This is a genomic window from Streptomyces aquilus (genome assembly GCF_003955715.1).
Lineage (GTDB): Bacteria > Actinomycetota > Actinomycetes > Streptomycetales > Streptomycetaceae > Streptomyces > Streptomyces aquilus.
Map to the genome: position 1 here is coordinate 10,317,334 of NZ_CP034463.1, position 18,647 is coordinate 10,335,980.

General features: G+C 67.6%; 19 protein-coding genes and 2 pseudogenes. 9 read left to right on the forward strand and 12 right to left on the reverse strand.

Annotated features, from left to right (window positions below):
* Positions 1-262 precede the first annotated feature (262 nt).
* The 3 genes from EJC51_RS47145 to EJC51_RS47155 all read left to right on the forward strand — a co-directional run bounded on the left by EJC51_RS47145 (position 263) and on the right by EJC51_RS47155 (position 2,430).
* On the forward strand, positions 263-1,120 hold the full coding sequence (locus tag EJC51_RS47145; RefSeq protein ID WP_126269134.1) for an IS5 family transposase: 858 nt from the start codon (positions 263-265) through the stop codon (positions 1,118-1,120).
* Positions 1,121-1,136: 16 nt separating this feature from the next.
* Positions 1,137-1,541, forward strand: coding sequence for a hypothetical protein (locus tag EJC51_RS47150; protein ID WP_126276729.1), 405 nt, complete (start codon positions 1,137-1,139; stop codon positions 1,539-1,541).
* 71 nt (positions 1,542-1,612) lie between these two features.
* Positions 1,613-2,430 (forward strand): IS5 family transposase gene (locus tag EJC51_RS47155; RefSeq protein WP_126269147.1). Its coding sequence is split into 2 segments (ribosomal slippage): positions 1,613-1,955 and positions 1,955-2,430, totalling 819 coding nucleotides; the frame shifts between segments, so codons are not numbered across the junction.
* On the opposite strand, the gene EJC51_RS49070 is transcribed toward EJC51_RS47155, so the two are convergent.
* A complete protein-coding gene (locus EJC51_RS49070; protein ID WP_244362286.1) occupies positions 2,400-2,861 on the reverse strand; it encodes a hypothetical protein in 462 nt (153 codons plus the stop codon). The genes EJC51_RS47155 and EJC51_RS49070 overlap by 31 nt on opposite strands.
* Positions 2,862-3,077: 216 nt before the next feature.
* On the reverse strand, positions 3,078-4,796 hold the full coding sequence (locus tag EJC51_RS47165; RefSeq protein WP_126269146.1) for an SIR2 family protein: 1,719 nt from the start codon (positions 4,794-4,796) through the stop codon (positions 3,078-3,080).
* 211 nt (positions 4,797-5,007) lie between these two features.
* Between EJC51_RS47165 and EJC51_RS47170 the strand changes: the two are divergent.
* A pseudogene (locus EJC51_RS47170) lies at positions 5,008-5,357 on the forward strand (DUF72 domain-containing protein); the annotation flags it as partial.
* 9 nt (positions 5,358-5,366) lie between these two features.
* On the opposite strand, the gene EJC51_RS47175 reads toward EJC51_RS47170, so the two are convergent.
* A complete protein-coding gene (locus tag EJC51_RS47175; RefSeq protein WP_126269145.1) occupies positions 5,367-5,567 on the reverse strand; it encodes a hypothetical protein in 201 nt (66 codons plus the stop codon).
* A 1,740-nt stretch (positions 5,568-7,307) separates the two neighbouring features.
* Between EJC51_RS47175 and cdgB the strand changes: the two genes are divergently transcribed.
* Together cdgB and EJC51_RS47185 are read left to right on the forward strand one after the other, a co-directional pair.
* Entirely contained in the window at positions 7,308-8,840 is a 1,533-nt protein-coding gene (gene cdgB, locus EJC51_RS47180) for a diguanylate cyclase CdgB (RefSeq protein WP_244363331.1), read from the forward strand.
* Positions 8,841-9,281: 441 nt separating this feature from the next.
* Positions 9,282-9,665 carry a hypothetical protein gene (locus tag EJC51_RS47185; RefSeq protein WP_126269144.1) on the forward strand — a complete coding sequence of 128 codons (384 nt, stop codon included), beginning with the start codon at positions 9,282-9,284 and terminating at the stop codon, positions 9,663-9,665.
* Positions 9,666-9,884: 219 nt separating this feature from the next.
* Here the strand turns inward: EJC51_RS47185 and EJC51_RS48130 are convergent, their stop codons facing one another.
* Positions 9,885-10,034 (reverse strand): ATP-dependent DNA ligase, encoded by a 150-nt coding sequence (locus EJC51_RS48130; protein WP_166682771.1) that lies wholly within the window; start codon positions 10,032-10,034, stop codon positions 9,885-9,887.
* 248 nt (positions 10,035-10,282) lie between these two features.
* Positions 10,283-10,738 (reverse strand): annotated as a pseudogene (locus EJC51_RS47190) (ATP-dependent DNA ligase); the annotation flags it as partial.
* Between the two features lie 140 nt (positions 10,739-10,878).
* On the opposite strand from EJC51_RS47190, the gene EJC51_RS47195 reads away from it, so the two are divergent.
* Entirely contained in the window at positions 10,879-11,574 is a 696-nt protein-coding gene (locus tag EJC51_RS47195) for a hypothetical protein (protein WP_126269143.1), read from the forward strand.
* A gap of 438 nt (positions 11,575-12,012) precedes the next feature.
* Here EJC51_RS47195 and EJC51_RS47200 read toward each other — a convergent pair whose 3' ends face one another.
* The 4 genes from EJC51_RS47200 to EJC51_RS49075 all read right to left on the reverse strand — a co-directional run bounded on the left by EJC51_RS47200 (position 12,013) and on the right by EJC51_RS49075 (position 13,615).
* Positions 12,013-12,369, reverse strand: a complete 357-nt coding sequence (locus EJC51_RS47200; RefSeq protein ID WP_126269142.1) for a hypothetical protein — start codon at positions 12,367-12,369, stop codon at positions 12,013-12,015.
* A 192-nt stretch (positions 12,370-12,561) separates the two neighbouring features.
* Positions 12,562-12,774: a hypothetical protein gene (locus EJC51_RS47205; RefSeq protein WP_126269141.1), complete on the reverse strand. Its 213-nt coding sequence runs from the start codon at positions 12,772-12,774 to the stop codon at positions 12,562-12,564.
* Positions 12,775-13,201: 427 nt separating this feature from the next.
* Entirely contained in the window at positions 13,202-13,333 is a 132-nt protein-coding gene (locus EJC51_RS49340; protein WP_279631326.1) for a hypothetical protein, read from the reverse strand.
* A 144-nt stretch (positions 13,334-13,477) separates the two neighbouring features.
* Entirely contained in the window at positions 13,478-13,615 is a 138-nt protein-coding gene (locus tag EJC51_RS49075) for a hypothetical protein (RefSeq protein ID WP_244362283.1), read from the reverse strand.
* Between the two features lie 527 nt (positions 13,616-14,142).
* Between EJC51_RS49075 and EJC51_RS47215 the strand changes: the two genes are divergently transcribed.
* Both EJC51_RS47215 and ku read left to right on the forward strand, forming a co-directional pair.
* Positions 14,143-15,153 (forward strand): RNA-binding protein, encoded by a 1,011-nt coding sequence (locus tag EJC51_RS47215; RefSeq protein WP_126269140.1) that lies wholly within the window; start codon positions 14,143-14,145, stop codon positions 15,151-15,153.
* Positions 15,154-15,280: 127 nt separating this feature from the next.
* Entirely contained in the window at positions 15,281-16,252 is a 972-nt protein-coding gene (gene ku / locus EJC51_RS47220) for a non-homologous end joining protein Ku (RefSeq protein WP_126269139.1), read from the forward strand.
* Positions 16,253-17,358: 1,106 nt separating this feature from the next.
* On the opposite strand, the gene EJC51_RS47225 is transcribed toward ku, so the two are convergent.
* The 3 genes from EJC51_RS47225 to EJC51_RS49475 form a co-directional block, all read right to left on the reverse strand.
* Entirely contained in the window at positions 17,359-17,799 is a 441-nt protein-coding gene (locus EJC51_RS47225; protein ID WP_126269138.1) for a hypothetical protein, read from the reverse strand.
* Between the two features lie 38 nt (positions 17,800-17,837).
* Positions 17,838-18,137 (reverse strand): hypothetical protein, encoded by a 300-nt coding sequence (locus EJC51_RS47230; RefSeq protein ID WP_126269137.1) that lies wholly within the window; start codon positions 18,135-18,137, stop codon positions 17,838-17,840.
* A 159-nt stretch (positions 18,138-18,296) separates the two neighbouring features.
* A complete protein-coding gene (locus EJC51_RS49475) occupies positions 18,297-18,629 on the reverse strand; it encodes a DUF6207 family protein (RefSeq protein WP_341870723.1) in 333 nt (110 codons plus the stop codon).
* Positions 18,630-18,647: the final 18 nt, after the last annotated feature.

Here is an 18,647-nt window from a genome sequence, read left to right on the forward strand (position 1 = left end):
GTGAGAGTTCTGCCCCTCGCACCGCGCCACGCTGTTCTCATTCCTGGTCAACGATCAGGCGGTGTGAGCACGGTGACACCTGCTCAGACTCTCAATGCAGCGTCGGCCCGTGCTTCCACCGAGGCCGTGATGGGGTGCGCCCCGACAGCCGCGCAAGCGGCTTGGGGGACTGGCCTATCTGAGTGGGTGTTCTGCGAGTCGTCGTGTCTGGTTGTCCGGTTTGAGGGGTTGCGGTTGACGGCTTCTGCGGTGTGCTGGAGACGTGGCTGAGCGGCAGCCGTACCCGAGTGATCTGTCGGATGAGGCATGGGAGTTGATCCGGCCGGTCATCACGGCCTGGAAGGGACAGCACCGCTCGGTCAGCGGTCATCAGGGCCGATACGAGATGCGGGAGATCGTGAACGCGATCCTGTATCAGGCCCGGGTCGGCTGCCAGTGGCGTTACCTGCCGCACGACTTCCCGCCGTACACCGCGGTGTACTACTACTTCGGGCTGTGGCGCGATGACGGCACCGACCAGACCATCCACGATCTGCTGCGCTGGCAGGTCCGCGAGTCGAAGGGCCGGCGCGAGGACCCGTCCGCGGTCGTCATGGACTCCCAGACCGTGCACGCCTCGGTCAACGCCCCCAAGGAGACGACCGGGCTGGACCCGGGCAAGAAGAGCCGGGGCCGCAAGCGGGGCATCGCCACCGATGTACTCGGTCTGCTCATCGCCGTGATCGTGGTCGCCGCGAGCGTGCACGACAACGCCGTCGGAATCACGCTGCTGGACAAGGTGGCCGCCGACAACCCCGGCGTGGTGAAGAGCTGGGTCGATGCCGGGTTCAAGAACGCCGTCATCGAGCACGGCAGGTCGCTGGGCATCGACGTCGAGGTGGTATCGCGTGACCCGCAGGCGAAGGGGTTCGCCCCGTCACCGAAGCGGTGGATCGTCGAGCAGACCTTCGGCACACTCATGCTGCACCGCCGCCTGGCCCGCGACTACGAGACCCTGCCCGCCAGTTCCGCGTCCTGGATCCGCTGGTCGATGACCGACGTCATGACCCACCGGCTCACCGCCACGACCACTCCCACCTGGCGGGACCGCCGCCGACCCGCTTCCCCCGGACCGGCATGAACGAGTGAGCGTGAGCATGCAGGAGTTCCTGGAACAGCTCGAGATCCGCGAGGCGGCCGGCCGTGACCTCGCGGACAGACTCCGCACTCAGATCGCCGAGCTCACCACCCAACTCGCGGCCGCCGAAAAGGCGTTGGAGAGACTGAGGATCACCCGGGAGACGATTCTGGAGATCGCACCAGACCTTCCCGGCGGCCTCGCTCCGCTGCCCTCGGCCTACCGTCAGATCCTCGCCCTCTTCGAAGACACCGCAGACGGACTGCGCCCCAAGGACGTCTGCATCGCCCTGGACACCGGCACCGAACCCCGGCATGTCGAAGGCGTCCGCGCGAAACTGAAACGCCTGGTCAGCCGCGGCATTCTCACCGAGCCGGAGCCCGGCCTCTTCCGGCTACCGCAACCAACGCCATCCCCGGACTGAGACCCCACGAAAGCTCACAGAACACCCACTTAGACCGTGTCCTACGTGGTGAGGCGGACGTTGATTCGTTCATGGGGCGGGGTACATGGAGTTGGATTGTTCCGGACGGGCTGTGGGAGATCGCAAAGCCACTGATCCCTCCGTCACGGGTGCGGCCGCAGGGCGGCGGAACGCAGGACACGCCTGACGAGACACTGTTCGCGGCCATCATCTACGTCCTGGTCAGCGGCTGCGCCTGGCGCCAACTGCCGCCCTGCTTCGGCATATCGAAGTCGACCGCCCACCGCCGGTTCCTGATCTGGTCGAGAGCCGGCGTCTGGGGCCGCCTGCACGAAGCCGTACTGCACCGCCTCGACGACGCCGGCCTCATCGACGTCACCCGCGTCGTCCTCGACACGGCCCACGTCAGGGCTAAAAAGGGGGCGAACACACAGGTCCGAGCCCCGTGGACCGAGGCAAACCGGGTTCCAAGATGCACGTCCTGTCGGACGCGAACGGACTGCCCCTTCTCGTCGGCATCTCAGTCGGCAACACCCACGACAGCGAAGGGCTGAAGCCCATGATCGAGGGTCACCAAACGAGACACGACCCCTGCAACGGCCGGTACTTCAAGCCCCAGCGTCTACACGCAGACAAAGCTTACGACCGTGCCGACCTGCGCAGATGGCTCCGATGGAAACGCATAGGCGTGCGCATCGCCCGCAAAGGCATCGAGTCCAGCGAACGATTAGGGCGGCGCAGGTGGGTGATCGAGCGCACCATGTCGTGGCTGTCCGGCTACCGCAGACTCAGCCCCCGCTACGAGCGAAATCCCCGTAACTACCTGGCCTTCCTCGGGCTCGCCGCAGCCATCTGCTGCTACAAGCGGCTCGTCCGCCTCACCACGTAGGACACGGTCTTACTCGTATCGCACGGCAGGACGTCTAGGACCGGCTTCGTCACGGACGGGGGCAGCGGCTGTGACGGCAGCGACGGCGAGGACGGCTTCTTCGGCGGACCAGCATGCTGACGCGCTGAGAACCATCTTTGAATCTTTGATCGATCGCTGCCCCAAAGGCGGTGACTTTGGCGAGGGCGCGTCGTTGCGGTGACGTCGGCGACCAGGTCGCGGTGCGGGAGCTTCAGGAGCCGCGTGAGGGTGAAGGCGAAGCCGATCGGCGTACGGGCGAGGGCCTGGTACCAGGCTGCCGCGATGAGCATGCGGGCCAGGACCTCCTCTTCGTCTTGGCCGCGATCGACCGGCAGCTCCCGGTTGTCGAGGTCCAGGCGCCGCACCGTCTCGGTGAGGCGCACCGCGAGCTCGGTGCCGACCGTTCGCATCCGCAGACCCGCCCCGCGGCCGCCGATCCCGTGGTGACCTTGATGTCGATCCCGCCATCCCCGCCGCGCCCGTTGACGACCTCGACCGCCGCGGTGGCGTCGCAGCCTGCTGGTAGGGCTCGGGGGCTGCCTCGCGGGTGATCACCGGCACGATGACGGCGGGGGCGTACCTCCCGCCGGCTGCCGGGGAGGTGCCGTGACTGCGTCCGCGTTCGGCTACGCGTAGCGCATCTGTTGGGCCATGTAGTTGAAGGATTTCTCGACGCGGGTGACTGCCTGGTCGAGCCGTTGGCGGCTGCCGTCGAGGAGGCCTTCGCGGAGTACGGGGATGTTGTCGCCGTACTGGTCGATCTGCTTCTTCAGCCAGGCGGCGGGGGCGGGGTCGAAGGTGCCGAGGTAGCCGGTCGGGCTGATGTGCGGCAGGCTGAAGGCCAGATCGGCATCGTCCTCGACGAGCACGCGCAAATACTCGAAGCGTTCCCACGCCTCGCCGTAGGCGGTCTCGCTGAGGGCGAGGTGCTGGGTGAAGACGGGGCGCAGCTGGTCGTGAACGCGCTTGGAGGAGCCGTTGACGTTGAGGGTCTCCCACGGGCTCAGGAGGGCGGCCGCGGCGTAGGTCTTCCCGTTGATCCGCTGCTCGACTCGGGGCTCGGTGAGAACGTGGGCGAGAGTGTCCCAGCGCTCGTTGGCCAGTGCGGCGATACCCGCCGCGTAGATCATCATGGTGGCGGGGGCCCTGACGAGTTTCATCAGGCCGAGGTCGCCGCCGGGATCGTGGAGTGCGCCGAGCTGTTCGATGTCGCGCAGCCACCAGCGGTCGGTCGTGTTGTTCCCCCAGTAGGCGGTGACGGCGACCAGGGTGAGCAGGAGTTCCATCTCGGTTTCCAGGGTGTTGAGCCGTCGGCCGTGCTCGGCATCGGTCTCGGCGCGGTTCCCGACGTTCCACGGGCCGGTGGTGCGCAGGGGGAGGGCGGCGATGCGGTCGATCTCGCGGCGGAGGGTGTCGTGCAGGGTGATGCCCTGGCTGAAGCCGTCCAGGGCGCGCTTGGCGGCGGCCACGGCGATGTCGATGCTCGCGGGGTGCCGGCGCTTGGTGTCGGTGACCGCGTCGGCTGCGTCGGCGGTCCGGGTGAAGAAGGTGTCGGCGTCGGCCTGGACGTAGGTGAAGGCGCGGTGGGTGAGAAGTTTCTGGGCGGTCTCCGACAGCGGCCTGGGGTCGGTCCAGTAGGAGGCGAAGTAGCGGGTGGTGCTTCGGGCGATGGCGTTGCGCAGGGCGGGGTCCCAGGTGCTGGACCAGCCGGAGATGATCAGCCCGTAGTCGGTGAAGACGCGGTCGAGCAGGCGGTCGATGTCCTCGGCGTAGCGGTCGAGTTCCTCGGGGGTGTTGAGCATGCTCGTCGGGGTGAGGTAGTCGCCGTGGACATGGACGACGAGGCACCTGATGGTGTGCAGCGGGGCGAGGCCGGCGGCGTCGGCCGCGTCGGCGACGACGACGGGCTCGATGTTGACCTCACGCAGCGCGGTCTCAACAAGCCGGTCGAAGTTCGTCGTCAGCACGATGCGGACGTGTCCCGCGGCAACCAGACGGGCGATCTCGCGGTGCGCGGCGGTGGGCTGTTTGAGGCCGTCCTCCCGCTCCTGCTCGTCGGGCTCGAAGTAGGAGCGCAGCAGCGCCTGCCGCTCGAACGGGGTGCTCGTGAGCGCCGCCAGGAGATCGTCGTAGGTAGCCGAGTGGCTGAAGCGCTCCTGGTACCAGGCGTGGGGGTCCCCGATCCCGGTGGAGCCCTCGGTGGCCGCCAGGCGCGCGATGAGATCCTCTTGGACGTCCCACGCCGACGGCATGCCCGCAGCGATCGAGGCGCCGGCCCCGAGCAGGACCGCGTACGCGCCGGGGGTGTCGCGCATGGTGAACGCGAGCTTGACGTAGGGCTCCACAACTGGCCTCCGGGTGCGACGGCATGACCGGGTGTCGGTCGCACGGGGCGGCCTCTCCGCATCCAATCTTACCGTCAGTTTGACGAGAATGGGAATCGGAGAGAAAGGGACCTTCTGGATCGTCGGACGCTGTGGAGTCAGTAGCCGCCGATGAGCCGGACATCCCGGCCAATACCCGCACTACGATGCGCGGATGAGCGAGCTGGTGTCGGCCACGTGCACGCTGCTCGCGCGGTACGGCATGGCCGCCGCCACCGTCGACATGAACCCGGCACTCCCGTCCTCCCGGCTCTCCGTCGTACGGTTCCACGGGCGCAGCGAGTCCTGGAGGCCCGGGAACAAGGAGGAGCGGTTCCGGTACTCGTACGACCGGGACGAGCTCACCGAATGGTGCTGCCACGGCTGCACGCCCTCGCCGAGCGGGCCGAGCGCGTCCACGTCCTGTTCGACAACTGCTGTGGGGACGCTGCCGTACGCGCCGCCGAGACCATGACCCGGCTGCTCCCCGGCAGGCCGGCGAGTGCCACTACAAGGGTCAGAGACAACGACGAACTCCCTTGACCGCTCCGGTCACGTCCGGTCCAGCGCCGAGAAGATGGCGAGGCACAGGGTGAGGCTGGCGGCGAACGCGATGCCGCAGCGGGACAGGGCCGACGGCACGGCGGCTCCCTCCCAGCGGGCGAGGGCGAAGGCGATCGCCGCAGCGACGACGGAGAAGAGGACGGCCACCGCCAGCGCGAGGAGCAGGAACGCCGGGAGGGTGTGTTTCATGAAGGCACCGCCTGGGTCGTGTGGTGTCGATGACGAATTACGACGATCCCTGCGCGGAATCGCAGGTGGGGCGGTTGGATGATTCTCCGGTAACAACAGAGGGTTGTCCGGCGAACAAACCATGGGGGAGAACGAGTGGCCGGCGAGAGGAAGCGAGCGGGGCGCCCGTGGGGACCGGCCCGGGGCTCGTGCGTCGAGATCAATCAGCTGGTCGCGGTGGTGCGCTCCTGGCTCGATGAATCAGCGGTGTCTGTACGGGAGCTGCACGCACGGCTCACTCCCGAGCACTTCATCGCCGGCGCCGTGCCCGAGTTACGCCGGTTGCGCGACCGGCTGTCCGGTGAGTCGCTGGCGTGGGATCTCGTCGAGGCCGTGGCCGACGTGTGTTTTCCCCACGAACAGGCCGGCCTCTCCCGGCAGCGCCTCGAGGAGGCGAGGATGCTGTGGGATCGGGCGGGCACGAACCCCACAGCGATCACGGAGGCGCAGGAGCTGGTGCCTGCCCGGGAGTTGCTGGAGGCCAAGGACCGCATCATCGAGGTTCTCCAGGAGATGCAGCGCGCCCGGCAGGCCTACGAGGCTGGCGAGCACGGGCGGCAACAGGCCCTGTCAATCGCCACGTTGCTGTTCGTCATGCTCGGACAGGCCCAGGCGAAGGTCGCCGAATTGAGGCGTCGGCTTGACGCGCTGGAGTCGGTGGCGGTCCACCTCCCTGGCGGTCAAGGGGTGGTGGAGCTTCTCTTCCGAGCGCAACGGCAGGAGACGGAACTAAGTGAACAGCTGATTCGCGCCGAGCGGGAGCGGGATATCGCCCAGCAGGTCGCCGACCACGCGGCACGCCGTATCGATGAACTGGAGGCCGAACTAGCCCAGTTGCGGCACCGAATGGGGGAGGACGGGCCATCCCGGACGCAGGAGCCAGCCCCGCTGCTGTCCCGGCCCGATCTGCACGCACTCAGCCCGGACGACGCTGCGCTCAACGACGTGGACCGTGCGCTGGAGAAGGCGCGCGCCGTCCTCGACCAGGAGCACGAAGCCGTTCAGCAGGCCGCCGACGAGGTGGGTTACTGGTCGTCCTCAAGTCCCCCTGCTTCTCCGGCGCAAGCCAGCGTCTTAGCGCCCGGACACATTCGGCAGAACCCAGGGGGACAACCCTTCGGGTCGTCCGGAACAACCCCGAACAACCCGCCGACCAGCCAGGACACAACCTTCCCCGCGCTCGAATCCCCACGGCCTCCGGCCGCCGACCCCCAGGGCGACATCTCCGAGGCCGCCCGGCGGATCACCTGGGGAAGGGACCCGGAGGACATCGTGACGCGGCTGCGCCGGGCCGCCGTCCCCACCGTCGCTGACGCGGTCATGGTCTACCTGCGGGACCCGCTCCCGGTGGACGACGAAGAACACGCGGGCCCGCTGGTGCTCCGGCTGCAACAAGTGCAGCCGCTCCATGCCGGAGGGGGTGCCGCGCAGTGCGAGGTACGCCCCGACAGCGCGCTCTTCGAAGTACTGAACGGGGCACTGCCGGTCACCACCGACTCGCCGGTCGGTGACACCGCACTGCTGGAACTGCTCGGCGAGGGGCATAAGGCACCTGGCGGAGGCCACACCGTTCTTGTGCCCCTGCACGGTCGCAGGCGGATCATCGGCACGGCGGTCCTCCTGCGGCACCCCACCGAGCAGCCCTTCCAGGACGCCGATCTGTCGGTTGCTGCCGAGTTCGCCACCGGCAGCGCGCTCGCCATCGACAAGATTCACAGTCTGCGGGCCGCGGTCCAGGGTCTCCATCTCGCCCACAATCTCGCGGACACCCTGAAGGTCGTCGCCCACGGAGTTGTGGCCGGTCTCGGGTACGAGCTGGCATCCGTCAACCTCGTCCGCCCGGACGGCGATCTCGTGGTCGCCTCTTTCGCGGGCAACCCCGCCGCCGAGGCACAGATCACTGGCCGGGTCGGCTCCCGTGACTCCTGGGAGCGCCGGCTGAGCATGGGTGAGAACTGGGGAGACCTGGTCTTCATCCCGCACACCGAGGGCTGGGTCCTCGACGACGACGACGTACCGCAGTGGTACACCGACGGCCCCGTACCCCGCTTCGAGGACGAGTGGCACCCCTCCGACCGCCTCTTCGCGCCGATGTACACCCGGAGCGCTCCCGGCGCCGCCCACCGTGAGCTGCTCGGTGTGATTTCCGTGGACCAACCCCTCACCCGCCGTCGTCCCCGGCCGGACGAGCGCCGGGATTTGGAGGAGTACGCCTTCCAGGCCGCCATCGCGATCAGCAACGCGCGGCTACGCTCGAATATGCAGCGGGCACTGGTCAGGCTCGAAAGGGAGCAGCAGGCGCTGCGGGCCAGCGAGGAATCCTTCCGGCAGGCCTTCGAGTACGGGCCCAACGGTATGGCCATCGCCGAGATGGACGGCGGCCGCCACGGCAGCATCCTCCGGACGAACGACGCACTGTGCCGCATGCTCGGCCGCCCCGCCTCTGCCATGCGCCGCTATTCGTTCTCTGATTTCGTCCACCCCGAGGACATGGCCATCCTGCTCCGCACCAGCGCCGAGGGCGGGCGCGCGGAACTACGCCTCGGGCGCCGCGACGGGACGTATCTGTGGGTCTCGCTGCGCAACAGCGTGGTCGCGGACGCCGCCGATGGCCCCCGCTTCTTGCTCATTCACGTCGAGGAGATAGAGGACCGCAAGCGCCGCGAGCTCCGGCTCGCCCACCGCGCCTCCCACGACTCCCTCACCGGCCTGCCGAACTCCGCCGAGTTGCACGCCCGTATTGACGCCAGGCTCTGCGCATACCGGGGCCACGGGTCCGACACTGCTGCGGAGCGGGTCGACGACCCCCACCTCCGCCACGCCGACCAGGCCGCGTCCCCCCACATCCACGTATTGGCCCCTGTGGGCGACGACAACACCCATGGCCTGGCCGTGGTGTTCCTCGCCCTCCGCGACTTCAAGGCGATCAACACCCGCTTCGGGCACGACGCGGGGGACAGAGTCCTCGTCGAGGTCGCCCGGCGGCTCAGTAAGGCCGTACGCGACGGCGACACGGTCGCCCGGTATGGCGGTGACGAGTTCGTCGTCCTCGCCGACGGCTTCGGTCCCGCCGATGCGCACAGCGCCGCGGTGTGGATGCAGTCCCAGATCCACCTGCCGATCCCCCTGGGCAACCAGACCGTGCAGATGCGCGCAGGTGTCGGTATCGCATGGGCCCAGTGCGGGACCGCTCCAAGTGACATCCTGCGGGCGGCCCGCGGGTTCGCGTCGTGAGCGTAGACCTTCAAGGACCGGTGCGCTGGACGGAAACGGCGTTGTGCGGCGGGCTGAGTCTTGTAGTTCTGCGGTCGAACTTCGGTGGCCGGCTGCCACACGAGCCGCGTTTCTTGAGGACGGGATGGTGCGGCGGATCCCGCGCGCCCCGCTCCTCGGTACGCGATCGTGGCACGGCAACGGCGGAGTGAAGCGGTGAGCGGCAGTTGCGGCCCAGGGCGGTGGGGATGGCGTATATCGCCGTGCTGTTGGAGTGAACTGGGACGACGGTGCCGTTCCCCGGGCGCCGGGACCTCAGTTGGGCGTGTGGTCAACAGGAAGCCGAAGTCTACGGCCGTTCATGAGTGCAACGCGCACGGGGTGGTGCCGAAACCGATGGTGTTCCGGGACAAGCCAGCCGTGATCGGGGGCCGGATGTACCCGCCCACTGCACGGATGCGCGTGGAGGACGAGGACACCGTCTTTGATCTGATCGCGTCGCTGTATGCCGTGGTCCATGAGGAGGTCACCGGGCCGTGTGCCGACATCCTGACGGTGATCTGTCATGCGTGGCTGCAGCAGAGCCCCGTCGGATTCCCGTTGCTGGAGGACGTACCGGCCAGTTTCTCTGCTCTGCGGGAGCGGGCCGCCCGTCTCTTTGCGAACGGCGTGTACGAGCGGGACGAGCACGGCGGATACGTCGCCGCGCACAGCCATCATGCCCATGGAGGTCCCGGTCCCGGTCCTGGGCATCGGCATGATCACGCGCCTCGTTCCGCGACGGTGCCACCGGTATTCCGCGGTCTGGCTTACCAGCCCGCCGCGGAGCAGGCGACCATCTGGTGAGCGCACCGATGGCGCGCCAGTGAGAGTTCCCGCATCATCTCTGTCACTCGATCGCGTCCGGGCGGCCGTGCGCTGCTCGGATCCGGGCTACGAAGGGTCCGGCTGACACTCGGGCGGAGTGCCAGCCGTCCAGCTGCCGGTCCAGCGATCCGCGCGTCCTGGAACGCAGCGGCGCCTTGGTACACGACGGGCGCAACTGGAACACCTGCCGCTGACCCGCTAGAGGGCCGTCCCGAACCGCGGCACCTCGCCGGGCTCCATGTCGGTGCGGATACGTGTGAGCCGTGTCGGGTGGCGCCAGCGCCCGGCGCTGTCCCGGGCAACGTCCACGGCGACTTCGGCGATGACCTCGGGCACGACCAGGAGCACCGACAAGTGCTCCCGGGAGCCCCACTCGGCGGATTCTCTGTCAAGTTCAGCATGTTGGCGCGCAATGGCCCACCCGTCAGCTCAACCGATGACCGGGCTGCAGCGTTCGACGGAACCCGGTCTCTCGCCGAGCGGCCGAAGACGCGTACGAGCACGCGTGGGAAATGAGGGCGCCTTACGAGCACTACAAGCCAGGCGGCAGCCTGCTCGGGGTCAGTCGTGGTCGGGCACAGCGACCACGGCGCCGCCAGGGCGTGCTCGCGGAACAGTTCCTCCAGCGCGATCAGACGCTCAGCGAGCGGACGGCTGGTCAGATCCCGTCCGTGCAGACGCAGGACATCGAACGCCACCAGGTGCGCCGGCCACTTCTCCGCCGCCCGGGCCGCACCCGCGCCGCGGCGGTGCATGCGCTGCTGGAGACGCTCGAACGCCAGCCGACCCGCCTCCCACACCACCAGTTCGCAGTCGACGGCCGTGTCGACGGGCAGCTGCTCCACCGCGTGCGCGATCTCCGGGAACGGGGCGGCCAGGTCCCGGCCGTTACGGCTCCGTACGGCGATATGGCCGTCGGCCCACCGCCCCGCGAGGGCGCGATAGCCATCCCACTTGACCTGTGCCGCGCACCCGGAAGGCAAAGCCGGATCGTTGACCGGTACGGCGCGCATCGGTTCGGCCAGAGACCAGTCGGGCGTAGGCGAGGACATGGTCAACGACTTCCACCGTCATGAGCATCTTTGGCACAGGCCCCCCGGACGGCTGCACAGATGGCGTGGAGGGCGCTGCCCGCTTCGTCGGATTCGGCAAATCGGCGCGCCATGTCCGCAGTGCAGGTTGAATGCCGCGCATGGACCTTGTTGAGGGCAGCCTCGCGGCTGCTGCCGCGCTCTTCACGGGCTGGGCTGCGTACAGCGCCATGGACGCCGCGAAGACAGCTAAGAAGGCTGCCGAGTCGTCAGACCACAACGGGCAGACGGCGAATCGGACGGCCGAACTGGCTGCTCAGACTGCCGAGTCGGTGGCCCAGATCGAGCGGGACCGCTGGCACCGCGAACTGACCCCCCGCCTCCGAGTACGCGTTGACCTTTCCGAGCCCAATCACGTGCTCGTTCTGCGATTCGAGGGACCAGGGGAGCTGGGACGCCTTCAGGTCCGCCTGAGCATCCGCGACGACCGCGACCACTCCGATGACCCGGTCCTTGGCGCGGACCCCGAGGAACAGCGAGCCGAGCGCGCCGCAGTGATCTGGGGCCCGCTGAGGTTCCGTCAAGGGGTCGACCGGGCCGACGCAGGAGAGCGAACCGCTGGGCCTTTCCACCTGGAGGCTCACGACGAGCGGAAGGTCACTGTCCAACCCAGCATGCGGCCGCGCTGGTACGAGGGCGCGTCCGGCGAGTTGCGATGGGAAGCCGACTACCGCTACCAGCGTCCCCTGCGGTTGTGGGCCGACTGCGAAGCTGAAGGGCATAAGCCGTGGCGCCTGCCCTTCGAAGTGTCCACCACGAGCGGCGCGTGGGCTGTGCCCTACGCCGACACGGCCTGAGCACGTGCGGGCTGGGGACGTGTCGCTGGTCGCAGAGGGGCGTTCTGCCAGACGGGACGTACTACCAGATTTCCCGTCCCGCCGCGGTCTAGCAGCCTGGTCGGCCGCCCCGTGAGCCCATCCCCAGCGAGACCGCGGCTCTTGAAGCGACTGCCGCCGCCGACCTGCGGGCGGCGAACTGGCTTCGTTCCTGCCTGGCCCGGCGACCGGGAACTGGATCACAGGAGATCTGGCCGACGCTGTCGAGGAGGCCACGAGCAGCCTGGACCCGGCGGACTGCGATGAGCCCGACCGATGGGGAGAGGCCGGCGTCCCGGAAGTTCTGGCGATCACAGGCTGCGTGCTCGGCATCCCGAAGATCGTCGCCAGCGATCCCGTCGCCGCTGTCCAGAAGGAGCTGGCGGCAATGTACGTAATTCTCGACAGCGCGCATCTGCCTCAGGTTGGGCCAGGAGCTGTATAGGTGATGCCGATGTCCCCGGCGGACGTCGCGGCCAGGGCCACCACCTTCCAGATCGCCTCGGGAACATCGTCCCGGGGCCCGTCCCAGGAGTCATTGAGGAGATCCACGGTCAACCCCACGTTCTTGCCGTCCGGTCCCGTCGCTGAAAACTTGACCTCCTGCGCTGCCCACGGGTTGTCGTGGACGCCGACGAACTGCACCACGGCGCGGTACGGCTCGAAGTCCTCTCCGTCCCGGATGAGGGTGAGGCTGCCCGGCCGGAGATCCAGGCCGACGTGGACATGGGTGTCTTCCTGCACGACGGCGGGTTCGCCGGTGGCGCTCAGTTCCACACTGCTCTCCAAAGGTGGGGTGAGGTGTGCGTTCGGCGGCTCAGCATGGCAGTTGGTTGTCTGTCGGGAGAGGGTGCCTCAGCAACCGGTCCGTTCCCGTACACCCGCGGTGTGCTGCCCTTCAGGATTCGCGGATGCTCGGGAACGATTGCATGGGAGGCGAAGGATGCCCAGGGCCGGGCAAGAGCCCCATCACTGGCGGTTGCGCACGCCGATCTGCACGCCGCCCAGAGCCGTTACTGCCGTGCCGATGGCGCCGACGGTGGCTGCGGCCTCGGTGTTGTGGGTCAGGGACAGGACCACGATCCCGATGATGGAGACGAGTCCGGTCAGGGCGGTCAGCCGCGTGAGCCATGCGGAGCTGGGCGGCGGGGTCTCGCCTGGGGTACGTTCGTGAAGCGTCATCCGGTTGGTCTCCTAACAGCGGACAAGCCGTTGACGACACGAGAGGGAGATCCCCGCGTGGCCAGGCCCGCCAAAGCACGGACCGCGCAGGGGTCTCCCTTCGTCATGCCTCCGAAGGGGTTTTCGGTAGCGACAACCGTACTGGTGGGGACTTACACCGGACACGACCTGTATTCGGGCTAATCGGACTATCGCGACGCCCGGAAACGTGGATTTCGGCGTTCAGGTAGCGTGTTGCTCAACCTCTTGCCTACGTCCGGCGCTTTTCCAAAAACCGCTGGTCAGGGGCATTTGGGCCTGTCGCAGAGGAGCAGGACCGTGTGCTCCGAATCACACTTCGTGAGTCCATGCGGCGTGTCGCTGTAGCCGTCGGCCTCGCAGTCGTGGTCGCGTTCATCTGCGGCGAAGAAGTCGACCAGCATGCAGTTCACGTACGCGTGGACCTCGTATTCCTTGTTGAAGACAGGTCGTCGTCCTTGAGGTAAGCGCCGTCGGTCATCCGGATCTTGTCCTGCTCCTTCTCCATGGGCAGCAGGTTGCCGTCCCCGATGACGAACATCGTCGAAAGCGGTACTGAACACGTGCCCATCGGCGCAACAGACAACGGCGCACTGATGGTGGAAACAGCGCCCGTCCCCGGCTCTCGGGGGTAGGCGCTGCGTTCTACGGCTCATCGCCCCCCCCGGGGGGGGGCTTGACCGGCCTAGTGGTTGACCTTCTTCAGGCAGGTCTGGGGGACCTGTCCGCCTCGGACGATCTGCCACAGGTGTCCGTCGCGGCCGCACTTGTGGTAGGCGGGTCCGCTCTCGGTTCTGGCGATGGCGGTGACGCAGGAGGTCACGCGGTCGCCCTCCGCTCGCCGGGCGCCGTACGGCCACCGTCTTGCCCGTGACCTCCCACTGCGTGGTGCACGGTGCGGCGGTCGTCTTCTGCGGGGGTGCGGCGGCGGCCTGTGGAGCAACGGCGAGGCCGGCGAGGATGGCCGTGATCGCGGTCATGGTCATGAATCGGTTCATAATCGTGCAAACTGTCGTGATCTCCTGGCCCGTCACGGCCTGCGATCCAAGATCACTCCGTTGTGGGGTGCCTCGTACAAGAGGGCGCACCGCGGGGCCGGGTGCAGCGGCGGCCGACCAGGAGCCCGACCATCGACGTCCCTGTCGAGGCGATCGCATACCCGGCGGGCGCTCCCGCGTGCGCAACGGGTGGGCCGGTCATAGCCTGCTGTAGGATCTCGCGGCTCGTGTCACAGAGCATTGCGCTGACGAGCAGGTTCCTGATCTGTCTCAAGATATTGGCCTACGCCTCTGTCTCACCTCCCATGACATTTCCTCGGGGGGCGACACAAGCGTGCTGGATGATGGGGCGGTGCAGCTCCCCTACGTCTACCGCGTCACCAAGTACGACCCTGCCGACCGTGACGAACACGGGCATTACACGGGCAGTGAGGACACCGTCAGCGATCACGGCGAGGTCGAGGCGTCTTATCTTCAGGCGGTCGCGGCCTTCGCCGGGGACAGCGGCGTCGATCACCTGGCCGTACGTGAACCACAGGTCCCGTCCTTGGCGCACTTCGGTGTGGAGCCTCCGGTGGACGGCTTTGGGTTGGACGGGCTCTTCCCTGGCGGCCTTACCGGTTTTCACGACGGGGCAGAAGTACCGCTCGATATCGGGCTGCAGCTGGTGCGAGCCATGTTGCGCGAATACGGAGCCTGGTGTCGGCTGGAGGCGGAAGGCGCGTTCGCGGTCCATGTGGGATGGGACCAGTACCTCTACATCAGCAGCAGTCGGCCTTGCGAGGAAGCGTTGGCCCACACCCGGGAGCTCGGACTCTTCCCAGAACGCCTGGACGCCTCCCCGTACGCCTTCGAGGCCGAGGAGGAAGAGCAGGTCATCCAGCGTCCCGGCGATGACGACTTCTGGGCCGACCTGTACTGGGCAGTCGTCACCGGCCAAGCAGGAATTCTGGAAGAGACGTATCTCGAAGGTGCCTCACGATGGCACCACCTCACCAGCGACACCATCGACCCCGTTCGCGCTGGACTGGCTCCCCGGGCCCGTCTCGCCGTCTGGCCGCCCCTGTCCACCAACATCGACGCCGTCCTGAGAGCCCTGCCCGCTGATGGCCTCGTCGAAGGCGTGTGGCAGGACGACGACGGCAACATCCGCAGCGCCATCGCCGAAGAGGACGAGTTCCCCGAACTGGCCGCCCGGATATCCCGTGCTCATGCCGCCGCGTTCCTGTCTGTATATGCGGGTGAATCTGTGCCTCTGTGCACTGCTGTCATGCCCGACAACGACGGAGTCCTACGGGCTCGTTGGCGAACCGAGCCGACGCCGGGCGACCGCGACTGGGCACTTCGTCAGCCTCCAGGGTGAGCGCTTCGACCTGCGGGTCTCAGATTGGTGGCCGCCCGGCCATCGAGTGGCCATCGGTCGTGAGATTCGGCCACGGAATCTGAGATCCCACACCTGCTGGTGCTCGGGGTTTGTGCGGAGGTCAGTCATGCCCCGAACCATCTGGTCAGGTGCCATCAGCTTCGGTCTGGTGACCGTTCCTGTGCATGTTCAGTCCGCGACGGAAGATCACAGCATCCGCTTCCACCAGTACCACCTGGAGGACATGGGCCGGGTACGGGTGAAGAAGGTGTGCGAGCTGGAGGACCGTGAGGTCAGCCAGTCTGAGATCGGCAAGGGCTACGAGTACGCACAAGACCAAGAAGTCGTCCCGATCACCGATGAGGAGCTGCGTGAGCTTCCGCTGCCGACCGCGAAGGCCATCGAGATCGAGGCGTTCGTGCCGCTCGACAGCATCGACCCGATCCGCATCGCGGAGGGCTACTACCTGGCGCCGGACGGGCAGGTCGCGGCGAAGCCGTACCGGCTGCTGGTGCAGGCGCTCGGCCGGTCGTCGAAGGTGGCCGTCGCGAAGTACGCCTGGTCGGGCCGCGAGCGGCTGGGCCTGCTGCGGGTCCGGGACGATGTGATCGTGCTGCATGCGATGCGCTGGCCGGATGAGGTCCGCAGCCCGGCTGAGCTGCTGCCGCCGCCCACGGAGGTGTCCGACGACGAGATCGAGGGTGCGCTGGCGCTGATGGAGTCGATGAGCCGCGACGACCTCGAAGGCCCAGAGTTTGCGGACGCCTACACCGACGCCATGGCGAAGATCATCGAAGCGAAGCGCGAGGAGAAACCCCTTCCCGAGGCCCCGGAGTCGGGGAAGCCGGGCAAGGTACTGGACCTGATGGCTGCCCTGACGGAGTCCGTGCAGAAGGCCAAGGCCTCCCGCGGCGAGGCGGGCGACGCCGACGTCCACGATCTGACCCAGGCCAAGAAGACCACCAGGAAGAAGACCGCCGCGAAGAAGACGGCAGCCACGAAGAGCACGGCGAAGAAGACGGCAGCGAAGACCGCGAAGAAGACGACCGCCCGTAAGACTGCGAAGAAGAGCGCCGGCCGCAAGCCGCGCAGCGCCTGATCCCGGCGTGCCGTCCCTCGGTAGCGAGGGCGGGAATGTCTGCCCGGCCGGGCAGGTTGTGAGGGACGTGGTTGTGAAGGGGACAGTGTCCCCGGGCCTCACCTATTGCCTGCAGGGACGATCGTTCGGCTGAAGCCCTGCAGTGCCTTTCGCCGCGTAGGCGACCGCCCTTCACCTCCACACTCTGCGTACGCGGCCCCGAGCGCTCCACTGCCCGGGGCCGCGGTGCGGCTGTGGGTGCGCCGCCATCGCGAGGGACATCAGCCGTGGACGGTCACCTACAACGTGACCGTTCCCGACCCGCGGTGATCGCTTCCCTCGTACTGCATGGCTGGGGGAGCGAACCGGCCCTTGGGTGCGGGGCCTGCCCGTGCGAGGTCTCAGCCCGGAAGCCCGTCGACGCCATCATGAGCCCACTGGCAGTCCCACTTGGTGCCGTAGAGCTCGTCTGCCCACCTCTCGACATTTGCGTGTGTCGCTGAGTCGTTCTGGAGTCGGCCCTCGTACGCCGCGACTGCGCCAGCAGGGTCGTATCCACCGTTGATGTCTTCTTCAAGCGCAGTCGCCGAGTCATGGTAGCGAGACAGCGTTCCGGCATAAGCCTTGAGTGTTCCCACGTAGTCGGAGCAGTCTCCTTCTTCGGCCCCCTGGAGCCCTGACGAGCAACCCGCTGCTGCCAACATCAACAGGGCGACAGCCACTGTCCTCGTACGTCTCAATTCCTGCCCCCTGGCTAGCGATGGCGGATGGTGCCCCTGATTGTGCGGCTCAGGGGTGTGGCCTTGTAGGGCCCTTCGGTGTTTACGCTGAGCACGGCCGTCTCGGTGGTTTCCCCCCCGTGCCACCGGGACGGCTTTGGCGTTTGCCGAGGCCGTCCGGAGAGTGTCTCAGCGCGTGCTGTCGCCGGGGGCGAGCAGACGGCGGGCACCGCTTCTCCCTTGCCACAGATAACAGGGTCGCTTCGCACACGGCCCCGCGGAGTCGCCGCAGGTCGTGATCGGCGATGCCGCAGATGATAGGGCGTTATCTGCGGGAAGACTTCAGAACACCGAACGCTCGCGAGAGCCTGCCTGCATCACGTTGACCTCCACCTGCTCTCTCGGGGCTCACCCGCGGTCGCCGTCTCCTGAGCGCGCCGCCTTCCGGCGGGCGCGATATGCCTTCTGACGGCACGCGTTGGAGCAGTACTCGCGCGGTCGCCGAGCGCTCTTGGGACGCTCGAAGACCACGCGACACTGTCGGCAGTGGGGCGCGAACCGTTCCTCGATCTTCCATTCGCGGATCAGGGCCCGCAATTCCTCGTCGATGACAAGGGAGTTTCCATCGTCCGTGTACCAGAGTTCCCGGGCGCTGCTGTGGTTCCTCGGCAGGCGTGCTTGAAACAGCGCAGTCTGAGACTTGAAATGGGCGAGCCACTCGTTGATCCCTCCCAGCCCCCGAGCCAGGTCTGCACGGTTCGCGCCATACAGCGCGTAGGCGAGGAGTAGGACCGCCGTCTCGTGGTCGAGAGAGCGGAGGAGGTAAGTCAGCGAGGCGGTGCGCTCCACGCGGGGCCGGTGTTGCCCGCTGGCTCGGGGCCGCCGACTCATCCCTCGTGCCCTGACCTGGCAGACCGCAGCGCGGTCTCGCTCCGCACGACGACCACGGTCGGCACTGCAGCGGGTTCCTGCTCCACAACCGGGGGCGTCTGGAGGGCCAGTGGCGCCGAGGGCTTGCCCCAGGGCAGCAGGCCGCAGAGCGCGGAAATGACGTGACTGAGCCCAAGCAGAACCTGCGGTAGGTCGGCGGACGGGGTCCGTCGCGCAATCAGCCAGGCCATGCAGACCACCATGCCGAGCAGGGCCACGAGGAGCAACGCGGCCAGCACTGCCAGCCAGATGGGCATGCCCAGCAGGGCGGCGGACGGGGTGGGCAACGGTACCTCCAGGTACGAAAAAAGCCCCTGGGGTCACCCAGGGGCTGGTCGAAGAAACAAAAAAGGCCCGTCTTCGCCACTGGAAGAAGAGCCTCAGCATGTGAGGGCACACGCGTGTTGCCCTCAATCTCATCTTGTCAGAGTCGCCGCAACAGGGTCAACCCCCGGAAAACCGCAGGGCAGTTGTGATCCGGCTGCATGGGTGGGGTTCCTTCGAATTTCGTAACGCACCTGTCCTCGGCGTGGGTGGGCAGCTACGCGGTCGCGGTGACCCGTGGAATCGGTGTCCCGCCCTACGGCGACGGCGTCGCCGTGCTTCCACTGACCTGGCAAGCACCCCGGTGGGGCGCACCGCGCGGCGAGCAGCTCTTGGATGGCGAAGGCGGTCGTGTCATCGGCGGCCGCGATCTCCACCACGGCCAGGCCCGGTAGCGCCGTATGTGCCTGGTTGATGTACGGCATGACGCGCTGGCGCGTACG